Source organism: Curtobacterium uvaldense, assembly GCF_028307415.1.
In the GTDB taxonomy this organism is placed as follows: domain Bacteria; phylum Actinomycetota; class Actinomycetes; order Actinomycetales; family Microbacteriaceae; genus Curtobacterium.
In genome coordinates, this window is sequence record NZ_JAQMHU010000005.1 from 17,039 (window position 1) to 33,837 (window position 16,799).

18 protein-coding genes are annotated in these 16,799 nt (G+C 72.0%); 6 read left to right on the forward strand and 12 right to left on the reverse strand.

Translation table 11 applies throughout. The features are described 5' to 3' along the window. Positions 1–41: 41 nt before the first annotated feature. The 4 genes from PIJ49_RS04420 to PIJ49_RS04435 are packed head-to-tail and all read right to left on the reverse strand — an operon-like array spanning position 42 to position 4,550. Positions 42–1,421 (reverse strand): glycoside hydrolase 5 family protein, encoded by a 1,380-nt coding sequence (locus PIJ49_RS04420; protein WP_066653108.1) that lies wholly within the window; start codon positions 1,419–1,421, stop codon positions 42–44. Further along, the gene (locus PIJ49_RS04425; protein ID WP_271825943.1) at positions 1,421–2,386 is read right to left on the reverse strand and encodes a carbohydrate ABC transporter permease; all 966 of its coding nucleotides are present in this window, start codon (positions 2,384–2,386) and stop codon (positions 1,421–1,423) included. The genes PIJ49_RS04420 and PIJ49_RS04425 overlap by 1 nt, the downstream gene beginning before the upstream one ends. Beyond that, positions 2,383–3,255 carry a carbohydrate ABC transporter permease gene (locus PIJ49_RS04430; RefSeq protein WP_058727596.1) on the reverse strand — a complete coding sequence of 291 codons (873 nt, stop codon included), beginning with the start codon at positions 3,253–3,255 and terminating at the stop codon, positions 2,383–2,385. The genes PIJ49_RS04425 and PIJ49_RS04430 overlap by 4 nt, the downstream gene beginning before the upstream one ends. Further along, entirely contained in the window at positions 3,255–4,550 is a 1,296-nt protein-coding gene (locus PIJ49_RS04435) for an ABC transporter substrate-binding protein (protein WP_271825944.1), read from the reverse strand. Before PIJ49_RS04435 ends, PIJ49_RS04430 begins: the two co-directional genes overlap by 1 nt. Before the next feature lie 103 nt (positions 4,551–4,653). Here PIJ49_RS04435 and PIJ49_RS04440 point away from each other — a divergent pair, with 103 nt between their 5' ends. The 3 genes from PIJ49_RS04440 to PIJ49_RS04450 all read left to right on the forward strand — a co-directional run bounded on the left by PIJ49_RS04440 (position 4,654) and on the right by PIJ49_RS04450 (position 6,331). After that, the gene (locus tag PIJ49_RS04440; RefSeq protein WP_251159824.1) at positions 4,654–5,712 is read left to right on the forward strand and encodes a LacI family DNA-binding transcriptional regulator; all 1,059 of its coding nucleotides are present in this window, start codon (positions 4,654–4,656) and stop codon (positions 5,710–5,712) included. A gap of 48 nt (positions 5,713–5,760) precedes the next feature. Then, positions 5,761–6,078, forward strand: a complete 318-nt coding sequence (locus PIJ49_RS04445; RefSeq protein ID WP_271825945.1) for a hypothetical protein — start codon at positions 5,761–5,763, stop codon at positions 6,076–6,078. Positions 6,079–6,178: 100 nt separating this feature from the next. Continuing rightward, positions 6,179–6,331 (forward strand): hypothetical protein, encoded by a 153-nt coding sequence (locus PIJ49_RS04450; RefSeq protein WP_158407736.1) that lies wholly within the window; start codon positions 6,179–6,181, stop codon positions 6,329–6,331. A gap of 36 nt (positions 6,332–6,367) precedes the next feature. Here the strand turns inward: PIJ49_RS04450 and PIJ49_RS04455 are convergent, their stop codons facing one another. The 4 genes from PIJ49_RS04455 to PIJ49_RS04470 all read right to left on the reverse strand — a co-directional run bounded on the left by PIJ49_RS04455 (position 6,368) and on the right by PIJ49_RS04470 (position 11,118). Next, positions 6,368–7,255: an EamA family transporter gene (locus tag PIJ49_RS04455; protein WP_081984730.1), complete on the reverse strand. Its 888-nt coding sequence runs from the start codon at positions 7,253–7,255 to the stop codon at positions 6,368–6,370. A 22-nt stretch (positions 7,256–7,277) separates the two neighbouring features. Next, positions 7,278–7,940: a response regulator transcription factor gene (locus PIJ49_RS04460; RefSeq protein ID WP_271825946.1), complete on the reverse strand. Its 663-nt coding sequence runs from the start codon at positions 7,938–7,940 to the stop codon at positions 7,278–7,280. Positions 7,941–8,000: 60 nt separating this feature from the next. Then, positions 8,001–9,617: a sensor histidine kinase gene (locus PIJ49_RS04465; RefSeq protein ID WP_271825947.1), complete on the reverse strand. Its 1,617-nt coding sequence runs from the start codon at positions 9,615–9,617 to the stop codon at positions 8,001–8,003. 94 nt (positions 9,618–9,711) lie between these two features. Then, entirely contained in the window at positions 9,712–11,118 is a 1,407-nt protein-coding gene (locus PIJ49_RS04470; RefSeq protein WP_271825948.1) for a serine hydrolase domain-containing protein, read from the reverse strand. A 33-nt stretch (positions 11,119–11,151) separates the two neighbouring features. Here PIJ49_RS04470 and PIJ49_RS04475 point away from each other — a divergent pair, with 33 nt between their 5' ends. Continuing rightward, complete coding sequence (locus tag PIJ49_RS04475; RefSeq protein WP_271825949.1) at positions 11,152–11,805, forward strand: FMN-binding negative transcriptional regulator; 654 nt, start codon at positions 11,152–11,154, stop codon at positions 11,803–11,805. Beyond that, a complete protein-coding gene (locus PIJ49_RS04480; RefSeq protein WP_271825950.1) occupies positions 11,802–13,280 on the forward strand; it encodes an amidohydrolase in 1,479 nt (492 codons plus the stop codon). Before PIJ49_RS04475 ends, PIJ49_RS04480 begins: the two co-directional genes overlap by 4 nt. 46 nt (positions 13,281–13,326) lie before the next feature. On the opposite strand, the gene PIJ49_RS04485 is transcribed toward PIJ49_RS04480, so the two are convergent. From PIJ49_RS04485 to PIJ49_RS04495, 3 genes are read right to left on the reverse strand one after another with little or no spacing between them, the layout of a single operon-like run. Beyond that, on the reverse strand, positions 13,327–14,256 hold the full coding sequence (locus tag PIJ49_RS04485) for an Fpg/Nei family DNA glycosylase (protein WP_066653089.1): 930 nt from the start codon (positions 14,254–14,256) through the stop codon (positions 13,327–13,329). Between the two features lie 18 nt (positions 14,257–14,274). Further along, positions 14,275–14,763 (reverse strand): ribose-5-phosphate isomerase, encoded by a 489-nt coding sequence (locus tag PIJ49_RS04490; RefSeq protein WP_271825951.1) that lies wholly within the window; start codon positions 14,761–14,763, stop codon positions 14,275–14,277. Positions 14,764–14,773: 10 nt separating this feature from the next. After that, positions 14,774–15,427: a helix-turn-helix domain-containing protein gene (locus PIJ49_RS04495; RefSeq protein ID WP_251154768.1), complete on the reverse strand. Its 654-nt coding sequence runs from the start codon at positions 15,425–15,427 to the stop codon at positions 14,774–14,776. Here PIJ49_RS04495 and PIJ49_RS04500 point away from each other — a divergent pair. Further along, entirely contained in the window at positions 15,426–15,953 is a 528-nt protein-coding gene (locus PIJ49_RS04500) for a GNAT family N-acetyltransferase (RefSeq protein ID WP_271825952.1), read from the forward strand. The genes PIJ49_RS04495 and PIJ49_RS04500 overlap by 2 nt on opposite strands. 91 nt (positions 15,954–16,044) lie before the next feature. Here PIJ49_RS04500 and PIJ49_RS04505 read toward each other — a convergent pair whose 3' ends face one another. Continuing rightward, the gene (locus PIJ49_RS04505; protein ID WP_334212816.1) at positions 16,045–16,689 is read right to left on the reverse strand and encodes a mycothiol-dependent nitroreductase Rv2466c family protein; all 645 of its coding nucleotides are present in this window, start codon (positions 16,687–16,689) and stop codon (positions 16,045–16,047) included. Positions 16,690–16,799 lie beyond the last annotated feature (110 nt).

Genomic DNA, 16,799 nt, shown 5'->3' on the forward strand with positions numbered 1-16,799 from the left:
GGGCGTGGTCGGGCGGGGCGGTGGGCCGTGGTGGGCCGGGGTCAGGGCATCGTCGCGGGGTGGGCGATCGACAGCGCGGTGCCGGCGAGGTCGTCCGGCACCTCCACGGTGCTCCTGATGCCCCTGGCCGCGGTGTGCGCGGTGTCGGGCAGCCGGGAGCGCAGCACGACCTGGGGTCCGCGGCCGTCCGTGGCGGACTCGGCGCACGCGAGCCACGCGGCCGCGAACCGGCCGCCGGGGGCGCAGTCCGCACGCACCCCGTACCGGGGCGAGCCGTCCGGGAGCACGTCGTCCAGCACGACCGCGGTGGTCGGCGGCGCCGCGGGGGCGGGCAGACCGGTCCGGGCCAGGGCGGCGAACGCCTCACCCGCGGGCTTCAGCCGGCCGTCGTTCGTGAACAGCCCGAGGTCGTACTCGAGCTCCGGGAAGTCGGCGAGCGACCGTGCGACGTCGTGCGAGCACCACCAGGTCACCCCGAGCAGGTCCTGGGCGCCGGCGACGTGCCGGATGGTCCGGTCGGTGAACGCGGCGGCGTCGGCCGGGTCGACGACGTTCGTCGGGGCGCCGACCTCCTGCAGCCAGTTCGGTCGACCGGGCTCACGGTTCCAGGCCGCGGCGAGCTGGAGCAGGTACTCCCCGTGCCGCACCGACCCGGCGCCGAGTGCGCCGTGCAGGGCCGCGGACCCGTTGAACACCCACGAGTGCGTGACCGTCGCGTCGCCGTGGTCCGCCGCGTGGGCCGGACCGAAGGGCTGCGTGTCGTCGTACCAGGCCGCGTCGTACTGCGCGACGGTGACCAGCGGCGCAGGACGCGACCCGGGGGCGGCAGGAGCCGACGAGGCGGACGCGGGTGGTGCCTCCCGGCCGGCCGACGACCCGACCGTGGACCCACCGGACAGCCCGCGCCGCGCCGCCGCGACCATCGCCGCGGCCCACGCGTGTCCCTGTTCCGCGGTGATGTCGTGCGGTGCGGGGTGCGGTGCGTGCGCGAACTGGTTGACCTCGTTGCCGATCGAGATGCCGAGCAGGTTCGGCTTGTCGGCGACCGCCGCGGCGAGTGCCTCGACGTACGCGGCCGTCGACGCGACCACGTCCGGGTCGGTGAACATGTTCCGGCGGTGCCAGCTGTCGAGCCACGACGGCACGAAGTCGAAGCTCGACAGGTGCCCCTGCAGCGCGTCGACGTTCACGTCGAGCCCGAAGGAGCCGGCGATGTCGACGACGGTGGCGACGTCGCGCAACGCCGCCTCCCGGATGAGCGTCCGGTTCGGCTGGACGACCGGCCACAGCGGGAAGATCCGCACGTGGTCGGCACCGAGCGAGGCGATCTGCTCCATGTCCCGCGCGGTGTCCGCCGGCGAGAAGTCGAGCCACGAGTGGAACCAGCCGACCGACGGGGTGTGGTTGACACCGAAGCGCATCAGCCCTTCACCCCGCCCTCTTCGACGCCCTTGAAGAAGAAGCGCTGCAGGACGGCGAAGATCACGGCGATCGGGATGAAGGCGATCATGGTGCCGGCGGCGATCATGCGCTGGTCGGTCGCGAACGTGCCCTGCAGGTACTGGAGTCCCACCGTCAGCGTGAGGTTCTCGGGCGACTGCAGCACGATGAGCGGCCAGAGGAAGTCGTCCCACGCACCGATGAACGAGAAGATCGCGATCACGGCGATGGTCCCCTGCACGGCGGGCAGGGAGATGTACCGGAGGCGCTGCATCGCGTTCGCGCCGTCCACCACCGCGGCCTGGTCGATCTCCTCGGGGATCTGCCGGAACGCGTTGAACATGAGCAGCACGTTGAGGGCGGCGATCATGCCCGGCAGCGCGACGCCGACCAGGTTGTCGGCGAGCCCGAGGTCCTTGACCGTGACGAACTGGCTGATGATGGTCGCCTCGCCCGGCAGCACCAGGGTGGCCAGGAAGAGGCCGAGCACGACCTTCCGGAAGCGCCACTGCAGGCGGGCGAGGGCGAACCCGGCGAGGGTGGCGAACACGATGTTGCCGAACACGTCGATCGCGGCGACGAGCAGCGAGTTGCCGATGTACCGGAAGACCGGGATCGCCGCCGCCACCTTGAGGTAGTTGTCGAACGTCGGCTCGCTCGGGATGAACGACGGGTTCGCGGTGTAGATGTCCTCGCCCGCACCCTTGAGCGAGGTGGAGAACTGCCAGAGGAACGGGCCGATCGTGATGAAGAGGACCACCACGAGCAGGACGTAGCGGACGACCTTCTCACGGGTGGACATGACACCCCAGACCCGGCGGCGCTTCCGCGGTGTCGGACCGGAGGCGCGTCCGCGTGCCGTCGCGCCGGTCACGTCCGGTGCGGGTGCGGCGACGCCGGCGGCGCCCCCGATCACGGGTTCCGTGGTGCTGGTCGTGTTCGTCACTTGTCCGCCTTGCTGTTCATGCGCGCCAGGGCGAGCATCGGCACGAGGGTCACCACGAAGAGCAGCAGGCTGAGCGCGGACGCGTAGCCGAGGTTGCCGGTGAAGCCGCGGGCGTACTGCTGGATGAGCATGACGAGCGAGTTGTCCTGCCCGCCGGGTCCGCCGGTGCCGTTGGTGAGGATGTAGAGCTCGCTGAACACGCGGAGTGCGCTGACGCACACCAGGATGCCGACGAGCGTCATGGTGCCGCGGACACCGGGCATGGTCACGGACCAGAAGCGGCGGACCGACCCGGCACCGTCGAGGGCGGCGGCCTCGTGCAGGTCCTTGCCGACGTTCCCGAGCGCCGCGAGGAAGATGATCATGTAGTAGCCGAGGCCCTTCCAGACCGTCAGGCTGATCGCGCTGATGAGCAGCAGCCACCGGTCGGTGAGGAACGGGATGCCCGCGCCACCGAGCGCCTTCACGATCTCGTTCACCACGCCGCGGTCGTCGAGGATCCACGTCCAGATGAGCCCGACCACGACGGCCGAGGCGATCACGGGCGTGTAGTACGCCGTACGGAAGAACGCGATCCCGGGGAGCTTCTGCTGCACGAGCACCGCGATGAGCAGCGGCAGGACGGTGAGCAGCGGCAGGCAGATCGCCATGTAGATGACGCTGTTGAGCAACGCCTCCCACACCTGCGGGTCGGCGAGCAGGGTCTGGAAGTTGCGGACGCCCACCCACTGGCTCACGCCCCCGAGCGGGCTGGCGTTCGTGAACGACAACCGGACGGTGTTGATCGACGGCCAGAGGCTGAACGCGAGGAGCCAGACGAGTGCCGGCAGGACGAGCAGCCAGGGCGTGAACCAGCGGTTGGCGCGCATCAGCCGTTGGCCAGGAGCGAGTTCATCTTGTCCTGCGCGGTCTGCAGGGCCTTCTCCGGCGAGACCTGCCCCTTCATGGCGAGGGCGATCTGCTGGTCGAGGAAGTCCGTCATCGCGGAGTTCGCCTCGACCGGGTTGAGGACCTTCGCCTCCTTGAGCGCCTCGTTCGCGAGCACGCGGGCCTTGCCGTTCACGGTGCCGTCGTCCTTCGAGAAGTACGGGTCGGACTGCGACGACACGGTCGACGGGAAGATGTTCACCTGGTGGGCGAACGCCTCCTGGTTCTTCGCGTTCGTCATGTACTGCGCGAACGCCTCGGCGGTGGCGAGGTGCTTCGACTTGCTGGACACCGACAGGCCCTGCACGTACAGCGGCGGGGTGTCGAGCGCCGGGCTGACGGTGACGTTGCCCGTGAGCGACGGGTTGCTCTTCTCCATGTCGGCGAGCGCGGTCGCACCACCGGTGGTCCAGGCGACCTTGCCCTGCGTGAAGAGCGTCGAGTTGCCGAGGTAGTCGCTGTTGAGGACGTTCGACGGCATGTAGCCGTCCTGGTACGCCGTCCTGTACCGGTCGATCAGGTCGGCGGCCTTCGACGAGTCCGCGAACGTGAACTTCGTCCCGTCCCCGTTGACCACCTTCACGCCGGCGAGCGTGAAGTCACCGAGCCCGGGCTTCCGGCTCATCAGGTAGTCGTCCGGGCACTTCTCGTGCATCGTCTTCGCCTGCGTGAACAGCTCGTCGGTGGTCTTCGGCGGGTCGTTCGCGTCGAGCCCGCACTTCGCGAACATCGACGAGTTCCAGTAGTCGACGTCGGTGTTGAGGTACCAGGGGTAGCCGTAGGTGCCGTCGAGTCCCTTGTACTCGTACGAGTCCAACGCGCCGGCGACGTACGTGCTGCTCAGCGTGCTGTCGTCCTTCGAGACGTCCTGCAGGAACCCGCGCTTCGCGAGCGGCAGCGCGATGTCCGGCGGCAGGTTGATGACGTCCGGCAGCGAGTTCGACGACGCCTGGCTGAGCACCTTGTCCGCGTAGCCGTCGCCCGGCTGGTCCTGCAGCTTCACCTTCGCGTCGGGGTGTTCCTGCTCGAAGCCGTCGATGACGCCCTGCAGGTAGTCCGTGTAGGTCGGCGTGAGCGCCCAGGTCTGCAGGGTGATGGTGCCCTCGACCTTGCCGTTCCCTCCGCCGGTCGCGCCGCTGCTGCCGCTCGAGCAGCCGGTCAGGACGAGGGCGGTGGACGCCGCGGTCGCGAGCAGCGCTGCCGCGCGGCCCCTCGTCGGTCGTGGTGTGGTCCTCATGGCGTTGTGACTCCTTCGTCATCCTGCTCAAGCGGTTCAGCCATCGTGTGCTGCAACCGGGTTGCGTGCCACTGTGCGGGACTAAAGCGTTATAGTCAACCCCGTGCAACCAAAGCGTCGGACGACGATCGCCGACATCGCCGCCCGAGCCGGCGTGTCCATCAGCGCGGTGTCGTTCGCGCTCAACGACCGACCGGGCGTCTCCCCGGAGACCCGTCGACGGGTGCAGGAGATCGCGCGCGAGCTCGACTGGCAGCCGCACACCGCGGCGCGCGCGCTCGGTGGAGCCCGGGCGGGCTCGATCGGGTTCGTGCTGAACCGGCCCGCACGCACCCTCGGGACGGAGTCGTTCTTCGGCGACCTGATCTCCGGGATCCAGCTCGGTCTCGCGGGCACCCACGTCGGCATGACCCTGCTCGTGGCGCGGGATGCGGACGAGGAGCTCCAGACGTACCGGGACTGGTGGCGAGGCCACCGGGTCGACGGCGTCGTCGTGATCGACCCGAGACAGGACGACGACCGCCTGGCCCTGCTCGCCGAGCTCGGGATGCCGGCCGTCGTCGTCGGGTCCCACCCGTCACCGGCGGGTGCGGCGCCGAGCGTCTGGATCGACGACTCCGACGCCACCGAGACCGTCCTGCGCTACCTGCACGCCCTCGGTCACCGCCGCATCGCCCACGTCGCCGGTCCTCCGGAGTTCGAGCACACGGCGATGCGCACGGCGCGCCTCGAGACGTTCGCCGCAACCGAGGGGCTCGAGCGGACGGTGTCGATCCCGACGGACTACTCCGCGGAGGCCGGCGCCCGTGCGACGCGGACGCTGCTGTCCGGCACCGACCGGCCGACCGCGATCGTGTACGACAACGACGTGCTCGCCGTCGCCGGCCTCGGCGTCACGAGCGAGATGGGGATCGCGGTCCCCCGCGCGGTGTCGATCGTCTCGTTCGACGACTCCGCGATGATCCGCCTCGTGCGACCCGCGATCACGTCCCTGACCCGCGACACGGTCGAGCTCGGGCAGCGGGCCGCCGTGCTCCTGCGCGAGCAGATCGACTCGGGCGCGGTCCTGCCCTCACGCCCCGGCCCCTCGTTGACCCTGAGCGTGCGCGACTCCACCGGTCGCGCACCGACACGCCCGCACGGCGGCCGTTCCACACGCTGACCGCGCGGCTGACTTGACGCCGGTTCGAACACACGTTCGAATACCCCTGTGGGACGGCGTCGCGAGAACCGGTGGCAGCCCCCGGAACACCCGGAGGTCGAACGCCCGCGCGCCTACTCCCTGTCGGAGGATGCCCGCGGGCCCGACGTCTGCCACGCGGTCACCCCCGCACCCGTGTGGGCGTGGATCCAGTTCCCCACGTTCCACATCCGCGTGAAGGGCTTCGCGAAGAGCTGGACCCGTGACGCCGTGCTCGTCGAGTGGGCGCAGTTCGGGCAGCAGGCCCACGCCTGGGTCTGGCGGTCGGCCGTGAAGCACCGCACGCTCCGCGCCGACCCACGGCATCCGGGGAACGCACCGCATTGACTTCCACCCGCATCACGAGGATCGTTCTGCCCGTACCGCTTCGTCGAACTACACGATCATCGAGAAGTTCGACGGCCACGACCCGACGAGAGGAGGCACTGTGAAGAGGAACGAGGTGCCGTCCTGGGTCGCCCACGTGCTCACCCCGCCGGAGGTCATCGCGGCCTACGTCGAGCGCCGGATCAACGATCCGGCCCTGCTGTCGGGTGTGCAGTCGGAACCCACGTACGCGGACTTCCTGCGCGCCGAGTAGGCGGTCGGCCGGGAGGCACGACGGACGTCCCCGACGTCAGGGAACCTGCCCCGCGCCTCCCGTCCGACCCGCGTCCGGTCGCGCGCGACCGCGTCGCGCCGACAGGGTGACCCCGACGCTGGCGACGCTCACGCAGGCCAGGGCGACGACCTCCTGCACCGCGAGCTCCTCGTGCAGCACCACGAGGCCCGCCAGGGCCGCGATCGCCGGACCGAGGCTCTGCAGCACACCGAACACCCGGGTGGGCATCCGGCGGAGCGCGAGCATCTCGAGGGCGTACGGCAGCACGGTCGAGAGCAGCGCGACACCCGCGAACACGAGCAGCAGCGACGGGTCCCCGACCACGCCGTCGACGGCCGGACGGAGTCCGGTCGGCAGCGACACGAGCATCGCGACGACCATCGACACCGCCAGCCCGTCGACCCCGGGGATGGCGGCACCGACCCGACGGTTCATCACGATGTAGCCCGCCCAGCACGCGGCAGCGGCGATCGCGGCGACGACGCCCCCGACCGCGGTGACCGCGGCCGGACCGACACCGAGCAGCACGACCCCGGCGAGCGCGAGGGCCGCCCACGTGACGTCCCGCCACCGTCGGGTGTGCGCGAGCGACAGGGTGAGCGGTCCGAGGAACTCGATCGTCACGGCGACGCCGATCGGGATGCTCGCGAAGGCCACGTAGATGAAGACGTTCATCCCGCCGAGCGCGAGGCCGAGCAGCACCGCCGCCGTCCACTGCCCGCGGGTCCAGTGCCGGACGCGCGGGCGCACGACGAGCAGGAGCACGAGCGCACCGATGACGAGCCGGAGCGCAGCGGCACCGACCGACCCGACCTCGTCGAAGCGGGTCTTCGCCAGCGCGGCACCGATCTGCACCGAGAGCATCGCGGCGAGGGCGAGCACCGGTGCGGGGACGCGGGTCACGGTGCGGTCGCCATGCGTCGGGTCAGCCGAGGTACGCGAGCACGGCGAGGACGCGGCGGTGGTCCTCACCGGTGTCCTCCAGGGCGAGCTTGCCGAAGATGCTCGACACGTGCTTCTCGACGGCTCCGGTGCCGATCACGAGCGCACGGGCGATGGCGGCGTTCGTGCGCCCCTCGGCCATCAGCCCGAGGACCTCGCGCTCGCGGGGCGTCAGGGCGGCGAGCGGGTCCCGCCGGCGACCCATGAGCTGCGTGACGACCTCGGGGTCGAGCACGGTGCCGCCCGCGGCGATGCGCCGGACGGCGTCGTCGATCTCCTCGAGCCGGGTCACGCGGTCCTTGAGCAGGTACCCGATGCCGGTCGCCCCTGCGGCCAGGACGTCCTCGGCGTAGGTGGCCTCGACGTACTGGGACAGCAGCAGGACCCCGGTGCGGGGTGCGAGGCGGCGGGTGGCGACGGCGGCGCGCACACCCTCGTCGGTGAAGGTCGGCGGCATCCGCACGTCCATGACGACCACGTCGGGGGCACCGTCGGGCAGCGTGGCGAGGAAGGCGTCCGCGTCGGCGTACTGGCCGACGACGTCGATGCCGGCCTCGTCGAGCACGCGGGCGAGCCCCTCGCGCAGGAGCACCGCGTCGTCGACGACGACGGCCCGGATGCGTGCTGCACCCGGGCCGTCGCTCATGCCGACCAGCCTAGTGGGAGCGGGTGCGCCGACGGTGGCGCCGGGCCGCTCCCGACGCCGTCACCCGCGGACGACGGGGACGCCGTTCAGGGCTCCGAGCGGGATCCGGGCGGTGGCCTCGGTCGGACCACCCTCGGGGCTGTTCACGACGAGTTCGCCGTCGAGGGCGCGCATCCGACCCATCAGGCCCTCGATGCCGTGGCCCTCCTGCGGTCGTGCGCCACCACGGCCGTCGTCGGTGACGCTGACCGTCAGGTACCAGAGGCCCGAGGCGTCGACGATGAGCCCGAGGTACACGCCGGCCGTCGAGGCACCGGCGTGCTTCGTCGTGTTCGTCAGGAGCTCGCTCACCGTGAAGTAGACGTTGCGCTGGATCTCCGTCGCGAGCTCGAGCCCCTCGGGCAGGCGGACGTCGAGCCCGACGGGGATCGGCGTCCGGGCGACCAGTGCCTCGAGCGCTGCCACGAGTCCGCGGTCGAGCAGGATCGGCGGTGCGAAGCCGCGGGACAGGGCGCGGAGCTCGTCGAGGGCGTCCTGCGCGTGCTCGGTCGCCTCGCCGATGAGCCGCTTCGCCTTCTCCGGGTCGCGGTCGAAGGCGCGCTCGGCAGCGGCGAGGTCCATGCGGAGCCGGACGAGCCGCTGCTGCGGACCGTCGTGCAGGTCGCGCTCGATCTGGCGCAGAGCCTGGCCCTCGGCCGTCACGGCACCGGCGCGGGAGGCCTGCAGCCCGGCGACGCGCTGCTCGAGCTGCTCGGCACGGAAGCCACCGAGCAGACCGAGGTCGATCCAGTAGTGGGCGAGCACGGAGCCACGTGCCCAGAGGGGCAGGAGCGCCACCGACGCGGCCATCGACAGCAGGCTGAGGAGTCCGATCGCGAGCAGCGCACCACTGTCCGAGCTGGGCAGGTACATGCCGCCCACGCCGAGGAAGCCCCATGCGACGGCGATCACGAACGGCCAGGCGAACCCGGCGAGGAGCACGACACCGGCTCCCACGGTCACGAGTGCCGCGAGCGGGTAGACCACGGCCGCGTGCAGCAGGTACAGCCAGTAGTGCGGGTTCGCCACCGCGGACCCGGTGCGCGTCCACCAGTTCTGCTGCCACCGCGGCGTCCAGTCCACCGGACGGATCGGCCGGGGGTCTGCCCACCCGATGCGGGTCTTCTCGAACTGGCCGAGCCACCGCGCCACGAACAGCGCGATGAAGAACATCAGGAGCACGAACGGGTTGAACAGGTCGCGCAGGCCCCGTCCGAACAGCGCCGCGGGGAACGCTGCGTACAGCGTGCAGAGCAGCACGGCCGTCAGCGCCATGTAGCCGAAGTCGCGCGGCAGGCGACGCCAGGCCTCGCGGTAGAAGCGACCGGCGGTCATGCCGGAGCCGGCACCACCCCCGTTGCCCGGCGCGCCAGCGGCGGCGAAGGGCGGCTGCGCCGCTGCGCCCGCGGGGGCGAAGGGCTGCTCCCCCGGAGCGGACGCCCGCCCCGTGGTCGGTGTCGCGCCCCATCCCGAGGGCGCCGAGGACGGGCCGCCGTCGGGCGTGCGGGGCTGTTCGGGCATCGGCTTCGTGGCTCCCTGGGGCACGGCTCCGTCGAGCGGGACGGTCTGTGCACGATCGGCGGCGTGGTCGTCCAGCGGGACGGTCTCGGCTTGGTCGAGGCGGTCGGTGTCGGTCATGGGTCCAGCCTCACGGAGCCCGTCCCCGCGTCCCATCCTGCCGTCTCCCGGATCGGGGGTGGGGTTGTCCCCACCCCCTGTGCCCGTCGCGCCGTCAGACGAGGGCGGCGGCGACCTCCGGGGACTCCTCGGGGACCGACCACGGGCGGTGCGTCATGCCGCTGTCCCCGCGGAACGACACGACGGTGCCGTCCTCGCCGCGCGCGTAGGTGATGCGCTCGTCCACCGAGCCGAAGCGGTTCCCCGACGCCATCAGGAGCGTGTCCTCGTCGACGACGGCCAGGCGCACCGGGGACTCGGTCGGCACCGGCTGCGTCGGGTCGATCGCGAGCAACCGGTCCCCCACCCGTGCGACGTCGGTGATCCCCTCGAAGGTCGTGAACCGTCCGGTGTACCGCGTGGTGTCGACATCTGCGGGCAGCTCCGGGCCGGGGGCGTGCTCGTCGGCCGCGGCGTCGAGCAGGTGCACGATGCCCGTCGCGAGCATCCCCGCCGGGCCGGTCGCGCTGCTCGTCAGGACGGAGACGACGAGCGACGACGCCGGGTCGAACACCGTCTGGGTGATCTGTCCGGGGAAGCCGCCGGAGTGCCCACGGACCTCGCGCCCGCCGATCCGGTCGACGATGAAGCCCGCGCCGTAGCCGCGCGCGGCCGGATCGGTGTCGAGCGCGCTCCAGGCCTTCCGCTGCGCCAGGCGCTTCGCGTGGTCGGACAGCAGGGAACCCCGGCCGGGCACGTGCGCCGAGAAGTACCGGACGAGGTCGGACGCGGTGCCGTGGAAGCCCGTCGCCGCGGCGAGCGCCCCGGTCGTGACGTGCGGGACACGCTGGCGGGTGCGGGCGGTGTGCAGGCCCGTGTAGCCGACGACGAACTCGTCCTCGCGCGCCGGGTCGTACTCCGGCCCGGTGCCGGTGAGTCCGAGCGGCTCGACGATCGCACGCCGCACGTGCTCGGCGTAGGTCGTGCCGGTGACGGCCTCGATGACGAGTCCGAGCAGGCCGTAGCCGAGGTTCGAGTAGTTGAAGGCCGAGCCGACGGGGACCTTCGCGCCGCCCTCGACCACGAGCGCGACGAGCTGGTCGGCGTCCGGGAACGGGTGGTCGAGCGCCCAGTGGTCGCCGTCGGCACCGTCACGCACGACACCGCCGCCCATCTCCATGAGCTCGCGCACCGTCGCGTCGGCGATCGGCGACCCGGCGTCGACGAGGGCGGGCACGAACGACCCGACGGTGTCGTCGAGCCGCAGCGCGCCGGCGTCGGCGAGCTGCAGCAGCGCGGTCGCGGTGAAGGTCTTCGAGTGCGACGCGATCCGGAACAGGTCCGTGGTCGTCAGGCGCCGTCCGGCCTCGACGTCCGCGTGACCCCAGGCCTCGGAGAACAGCACCTCGTCCTCGAATCCGATCGCGACCTGCACGCCCGGGAGCCGGAGCTGCCACACCTTGTAGTCGATCCACTCACGGACGTAGGGCAGGACGGACTCGTACGCGGCGCGCTTCTCCATGCCGACCAGCCTCGCATGTGCCACGCTCGTCGCATGCGGCACACACCCCACTTCCTCATGACCGACGTCGACGAGGTGCGACGCCTGATCGACGGGCACCCGTGGGCGACGATCGTGTCGCACACCGCCGCCGGGCTCGTCGCCTCGCACTACCCGTTCCTGCTCGAGGCGCCGGGACCGGACGACGATCCCGACGCGCTCGTCCTCGTGTCGCACGTCGGCCGGCCGGACGAGGTCGCGCACGAGCTCGGCCAGCACGAGGTCCTCGTCGTGTTCCAGGGCCCGCACGGCTACGTCTCCCCCGCCTGGTACCCACCGGAGCAGTTCGTCCCGACCTGGGACCACGTGACGGCGCACTGCTGGGGCACGCCGGAGATCCTGTCCGACGAGGAGAACTTCCGGGTGCTCGGCGAGCTGGTCGACCACTTCGAGCGCGTGATGCCCGAGCCGGTGTCCCTCGACGTCGACCCCGCGACCGCCCGCCGCGCGGCGAAGGGCACCGTCGGCATCCGCATCCGGGTCACCCGGTTCGACGCCCGCGCGAAGCTCTCGCAGAACAAGGCTCCCGAGGTCGTCGAGCGGATCGTCGCCGGGCTCCGCGGCGACGGCCCGTACGCCTCGCCAGCGCTCGCCGACGCCGTCGAGCGCGCCCAGGTGGCGCGCCGGGACGACCGGGAGGCATCGTGACCGACGTCCTGCTCCGCACCGTCCGCCGGGTGGGCACCGCCGGTGCGCCGTGCGACGTGCGCATCGTCGGCGGCCGCGTCGACGCGGTCGCCCCCGCCGGCACGCTCGACCCGCCCCCGGGCGCCGACACCGACGTCGTCGAGACCGACGGCGCGTGGCTCGGTCCGGGGCTCGTCGACCACCACGTGCACTTCGACCAGTGGGCCCTGGTCCGCCGGCGCGTCGACGTGTCCGCCTGCACGTCGGCGGAGGCGACGGCCGAGTCGCTCGCCGCGGTCGCGCGCACCGGGGTGTCGGACCTGGTGCTCGTCGGCCACGGCTACCGCGACGGGACCTGGCCGCGCCCCGCACGACGCGAGCTGCTCGACGGAGCCGCACCGGGCCTCCCGGTCGTCGTCATCAGCGCCGACCTGCACGCCGTGTGGTGCAACGCGCTCGCGCTCGCCCACTGCTCGGCGCTCGTCGGACGGCCGCTCGCCGCCGGGGACGACGGCGTCCTGCGCGAGCAGGACGCCTTCGACGTGACCGCGGTGCTGTCCCGGGTGCCGGACGACGTGCTCGACGACTGGGCGGCGGAGGCGGTCGACGCAGCGGCCGCCCGCGGCGTGACGCGTGTGGTCGACCTCGAGATGGTGTCCGGACTCGACCGCTGGACGCGACGGGTCCGCGCCGGCACCGACGGCCTGCGGGTGGACTGCGGGGTGTACCCGGGCGACCTCGACGCGGCGATCGCCCGTGGTCTCCGGACCGGCGACGTCGTGGACGGTACCCGTGGTCTGGTCCGGACGGGTCCGTTCAAGGTGATCACCGACGGCTCGCTCGGCACCCGGACCGCCGCGTTGACGTCGGGCGAGGGGGTGCTCGCGTACCCGTTCGAGGACCTCGTCGCGATGGTCCGGCGCGCGGTCGACGCCGGACTCGTCCCCGCCGTGCACGCGATCGGCGACCGGGCGAACACCCTGGCGCTCGACGTGTTCGAGGCCGTGGGCGCCCGGGGCAGCATCGAGCACGCCCAGCTGCTCGTCGACACCGACGTCGACCGGTTCGCCCGGCTCGGGGTCGCTGCGTCCGTCCAGCCCGAGCACGCGATGGACGACCGGGACATCGCGGACCGGTACTGGGCGGGCATGACCGACCGGGCCTTCCCGTTCGCGTCGCTGCACCGGGCCGGTGCGGAGCTCCGGCTCGGGTCGGATGCTCCCGTGGCGCCGCTCGACCCGTGGGTGTCGATGGCGGCCGCGGTCGGGAGGGACCGCGACGGACGCACACCGTGGCACCCGTCCGAGCGGCTGGCGGCGCTGACCGCGTGGCGCGGCTCGACCGAGGGCGGTCGGGTCGGGGTGTCCGTCGGCGACGTCGCCGACCTGGTGCTGCTCGCCGCGGACCCGCTGGCGGTCGCCGACTCGGCGTCGCTGCGGCACGCCGAGGTGCTCGGGACCGCGATCGCGGGACGGTTCACGCACCGCGACCTGTAGCGGCGCCGGCTCGTCCTGGTCCCCTGGCTCCTCCTGGTCCCCGGCGTTACTCCTGGTCCTTCGGGCACCAGTAGAGCTTGCGTCCGGCCATGTCCGCCATCCGGATCTCGGTGCCGCACACCCGGCAGGGCTCCCCCTCGCGGTGGTACACCCAGTGACGGTCCTTCCGCGAGCGCACGGCCTTCGCCTGGTCGGCCTCGGACAGGTCGTCCATCGTCAGCATGAGGCCGTCACGGACCCCCGCGTGCAGCAGCTTCGACCAGTCCTGCCAGAGCGCCTTCGCCTGCTCGACGGTGATCTTCCTGCCGGGCTTGTACGGGTCGATGCGCTGCCGGAAGAGCAGCTCGGCCCGGTAGATGTTGCCGATGCCCGCGACGACGGCCTGGTCCATGAGCAGCTGCCCGATCGCGACGTTCCGCTTCCGGACGTTGTCGACGAAGGTCTGCTCGGCCTCCGGGCCGTCGTCGTTGATCGGGTCCGGCCCGAGCTTGTCGAGCGCGCGCTGCACCCCGGCCGGGTCCTCGACGACGCAGGCCGTCGGTCCGCGGAGGTCGGCGACGGTGTCCTCGGTCAGGATGCGGACGCGCACCTGCCCGACCGGGTCCGGCGGGAAGGACTCGATCGGGTCCTCCGACTTCTCCTGCTCGGCCATCCGGTACCGGGCGAGCCGCGGGGCGCCGATCGACGACAGCGACTCCTCGCCGTCGCCGTCCTCGGACAGGGCCTCGGCCGACGAGATCACGCCCGCGAAGTCCCACGCCCCGTAGAGCCCGAGGTGGACGCGGAGGAACAGGTCGTCCTCGAACTCGAGGAACATCTGCTTCGCCACGGCCCGGGCGGCGACCATGCGCTTGCCGTCGAGCTGGGCGGCACCGGCGGCGAACCGCCCCTGCGGACTGGAGACCTCGCAGCGCTTGCCGACGAAGTGCCGGGAGAACTGGTTCGCGATGCGGTGGACGGAGTGACCCTCTGGCATCGGTCCTGTCTACCCGGACTACTCGTCGATCTGCCGACCGGCGATGTGCCCCGTCGTCTCGTACTCGGCCAGCTGCGCGATGCGGCGAGCGTGACGCTCCTCGCCCGAGAAGGGCTCGGCGACGAAGAGGTCGACGAAGCGCATCGCTTCCTCCTCGGTGTGCTGGCGCGCGCCGATCGAGATGACGTTCGCGTCGTTGTGCTGGCGGGCGAGGAGCGCGGTCGACTCGTTCCAGACCAGCGCGGCGCGGACGCCCTCCACCTTGTTCGCGGCGATCTGCTCGCCGTTGCCCGACCCGCCGAAGACGACGCCGAGCGCCTCGACGCCCGCGCGCTGGTCCTGCACGACGGCGTGCGCGGCGTTGATGCAGAACGACGGGTAGTCGTCCAGCGCGTCGTACTCGGTCGGCCCGTGGTCGACGACCTCGTGCCCCGCCTCGGTGAGGTGCTGGGCGAGGGTCTTGGTGAACTCGAGGCCGGCGTGGTCCGTTCCGAGGTGGATGCGCATGGCTCCGATCCTATTCCCGGCCCCGAGGGGCCCGGACCACCACGACGACGTACCGCACGGGCTCCGCGCCGGGGTTCCGGTAGACCACGTCGGCGGGCTCACCGAGCTCGATGCGGTCGCCGGCACCGAGCCGGGTGGGCTCGTCGCCGACGACGACCTCGAGCACGCCGTCGACCACCCAGATGCAGTGCCGGAGGAACGCGTAGGCGGACGCCGGGTACGCCACCTGTTCACCGGCCGGGAGGCGCACCTCGGTGACGTCCGCGGGGAAGTCGGCACTCGAGACCGGACGACGGCGGTACCCGGTCTCGGGATCGGTCCAGGAGTCGGCGGTCACCCCGCGCTGGACGCCACGCGCCTCGTCCGGGTCGGTCGCCCTGGGCACCTCGTGGTCGAGTGCCTCGTCGAGGAGCTGCGAGATCGTGAGTCCGAACGCCCCGGACAGCCGCCCGAGGATCGTCGCCGTCGGGCTGGACACCCCGCGCTCGACGCGGTTGATCATCGCGCGGGAGACACCGGACTCCTCGGCGAGCTCGGTCAGGCTCCACTTCCGCTCGGTGCGGAGGCGCTGCAGTCGCTCCCCCAGGCGACGCTGGTCGGCGTCGTCCGGGTGCTCGGTGACCGGTTCCACCGTCGCCGAGAAGTCGTCTACGATCTGAGACATGGCGACAGCATATGCGACGGAGTCCGCGTCCTCGGTCACGGTCCGCGACTGCGAGCCGCGTGACCTCGACGTCGTCCACGCCCTGCACGTCGACGCCGTGCTGCACTCGACCGCGATCTGGCAGGAGGAGCCGCACACGCGGGAGTACTTCGACGGCTGGCTCGCGGAGCGCCGGGCTGCCGGGCTGCCCGTCCTGGTCGCCGAGGTCGACGGCGCCGTCGCCGGGTACGTCACCTACAGCGCCTTCCGGCCGCACCAGGGGTACCGGCACACCGTGGAGCACAGCGTCTACGTCGTCCCGGCGTTCCGCGGTCGGCGCATCGCCACCGTGCTCATGGACGCGCTCGTCGCGCACGCCCGCTCGGCCGGCGTGCACGTCCTGATGGCGGGCATCTGCTCGACGAACACCGGCTCGATCGCCCTCCACGAGCGACTCGGCTTCACCACCGTCGGCGTGCTGCCCGAGGTCGGGCGGAAGTTCGACCGGTGGCTCGACCTGACCTTGATGCGGTTGCCCCTGTCCTGACGGGGCGTCGGACGGACGGCAGGCGCGGGGCGGAGCCGCACCGCGCCTCCCGTCCGTCCGTCCACCGGTCGCGTCGTGGACGCCGGCCGGGCTACTCGACGGTGTCGAAGATCGGACCGACCGTCCGCGAACGCTTGAGCTCGAAGAAGCCGGGGACCTTCGCGACGGCGGCGACGCCGTCCCACAGGTCGAGCGCCTCCTGGCCCTTCGGCGCCGGGGAGATGACGGGGCCGAAGAACGCGGTGCCCTCGACGGCGATGACCGGGGTACCGACGTCCTGACCGACCCGGTCGATGCCGTCCTGGTGGCTCGCACGGACGGCCTGGTCGACCTCGTCGGTCCACGCGTACTCGAGCAGGTCCTCGTCGAGGTCGAGCTCGCGGAGCACGGCGGGCACGACCTGGTCGGGGTCGGACTCCTGGCGGTGGTGGACGTGCTCGCCGAGCGCGTCGTACAGCGGCTTGACGACGTCCTGGCCGTGGCGGAGCAGCGCGGCGGTGACGATGCGCGGGTAGAGCTGTCCCTTGTGGATGCGCTCCCGGTAATCGTCCGGGATGTCCTGGTCCTCGTTGAGGACGAAGAGGCTCATCACCTTCCAGGTCACGTCGATCGGGCGCTGGCGCTCGACCTCGCCGACCCAGCGGCTCGTCATCCAGGCCCACGGGCAGTTCGGGTCGAACCAGAACTCCACGGCGGTGCGGGCGGTCTCGGTGTTGTCCACAGTCGTCTCGGTCACGCTGCGAGCGTACGCGCGCTCGCTAGGCTGATCCCATCGTCCCGACGGCGCACGACGCCTGCCGGGATCCCCCTCACCGCGGACATCGATCGTCCGCGCCGCAAGCGAAG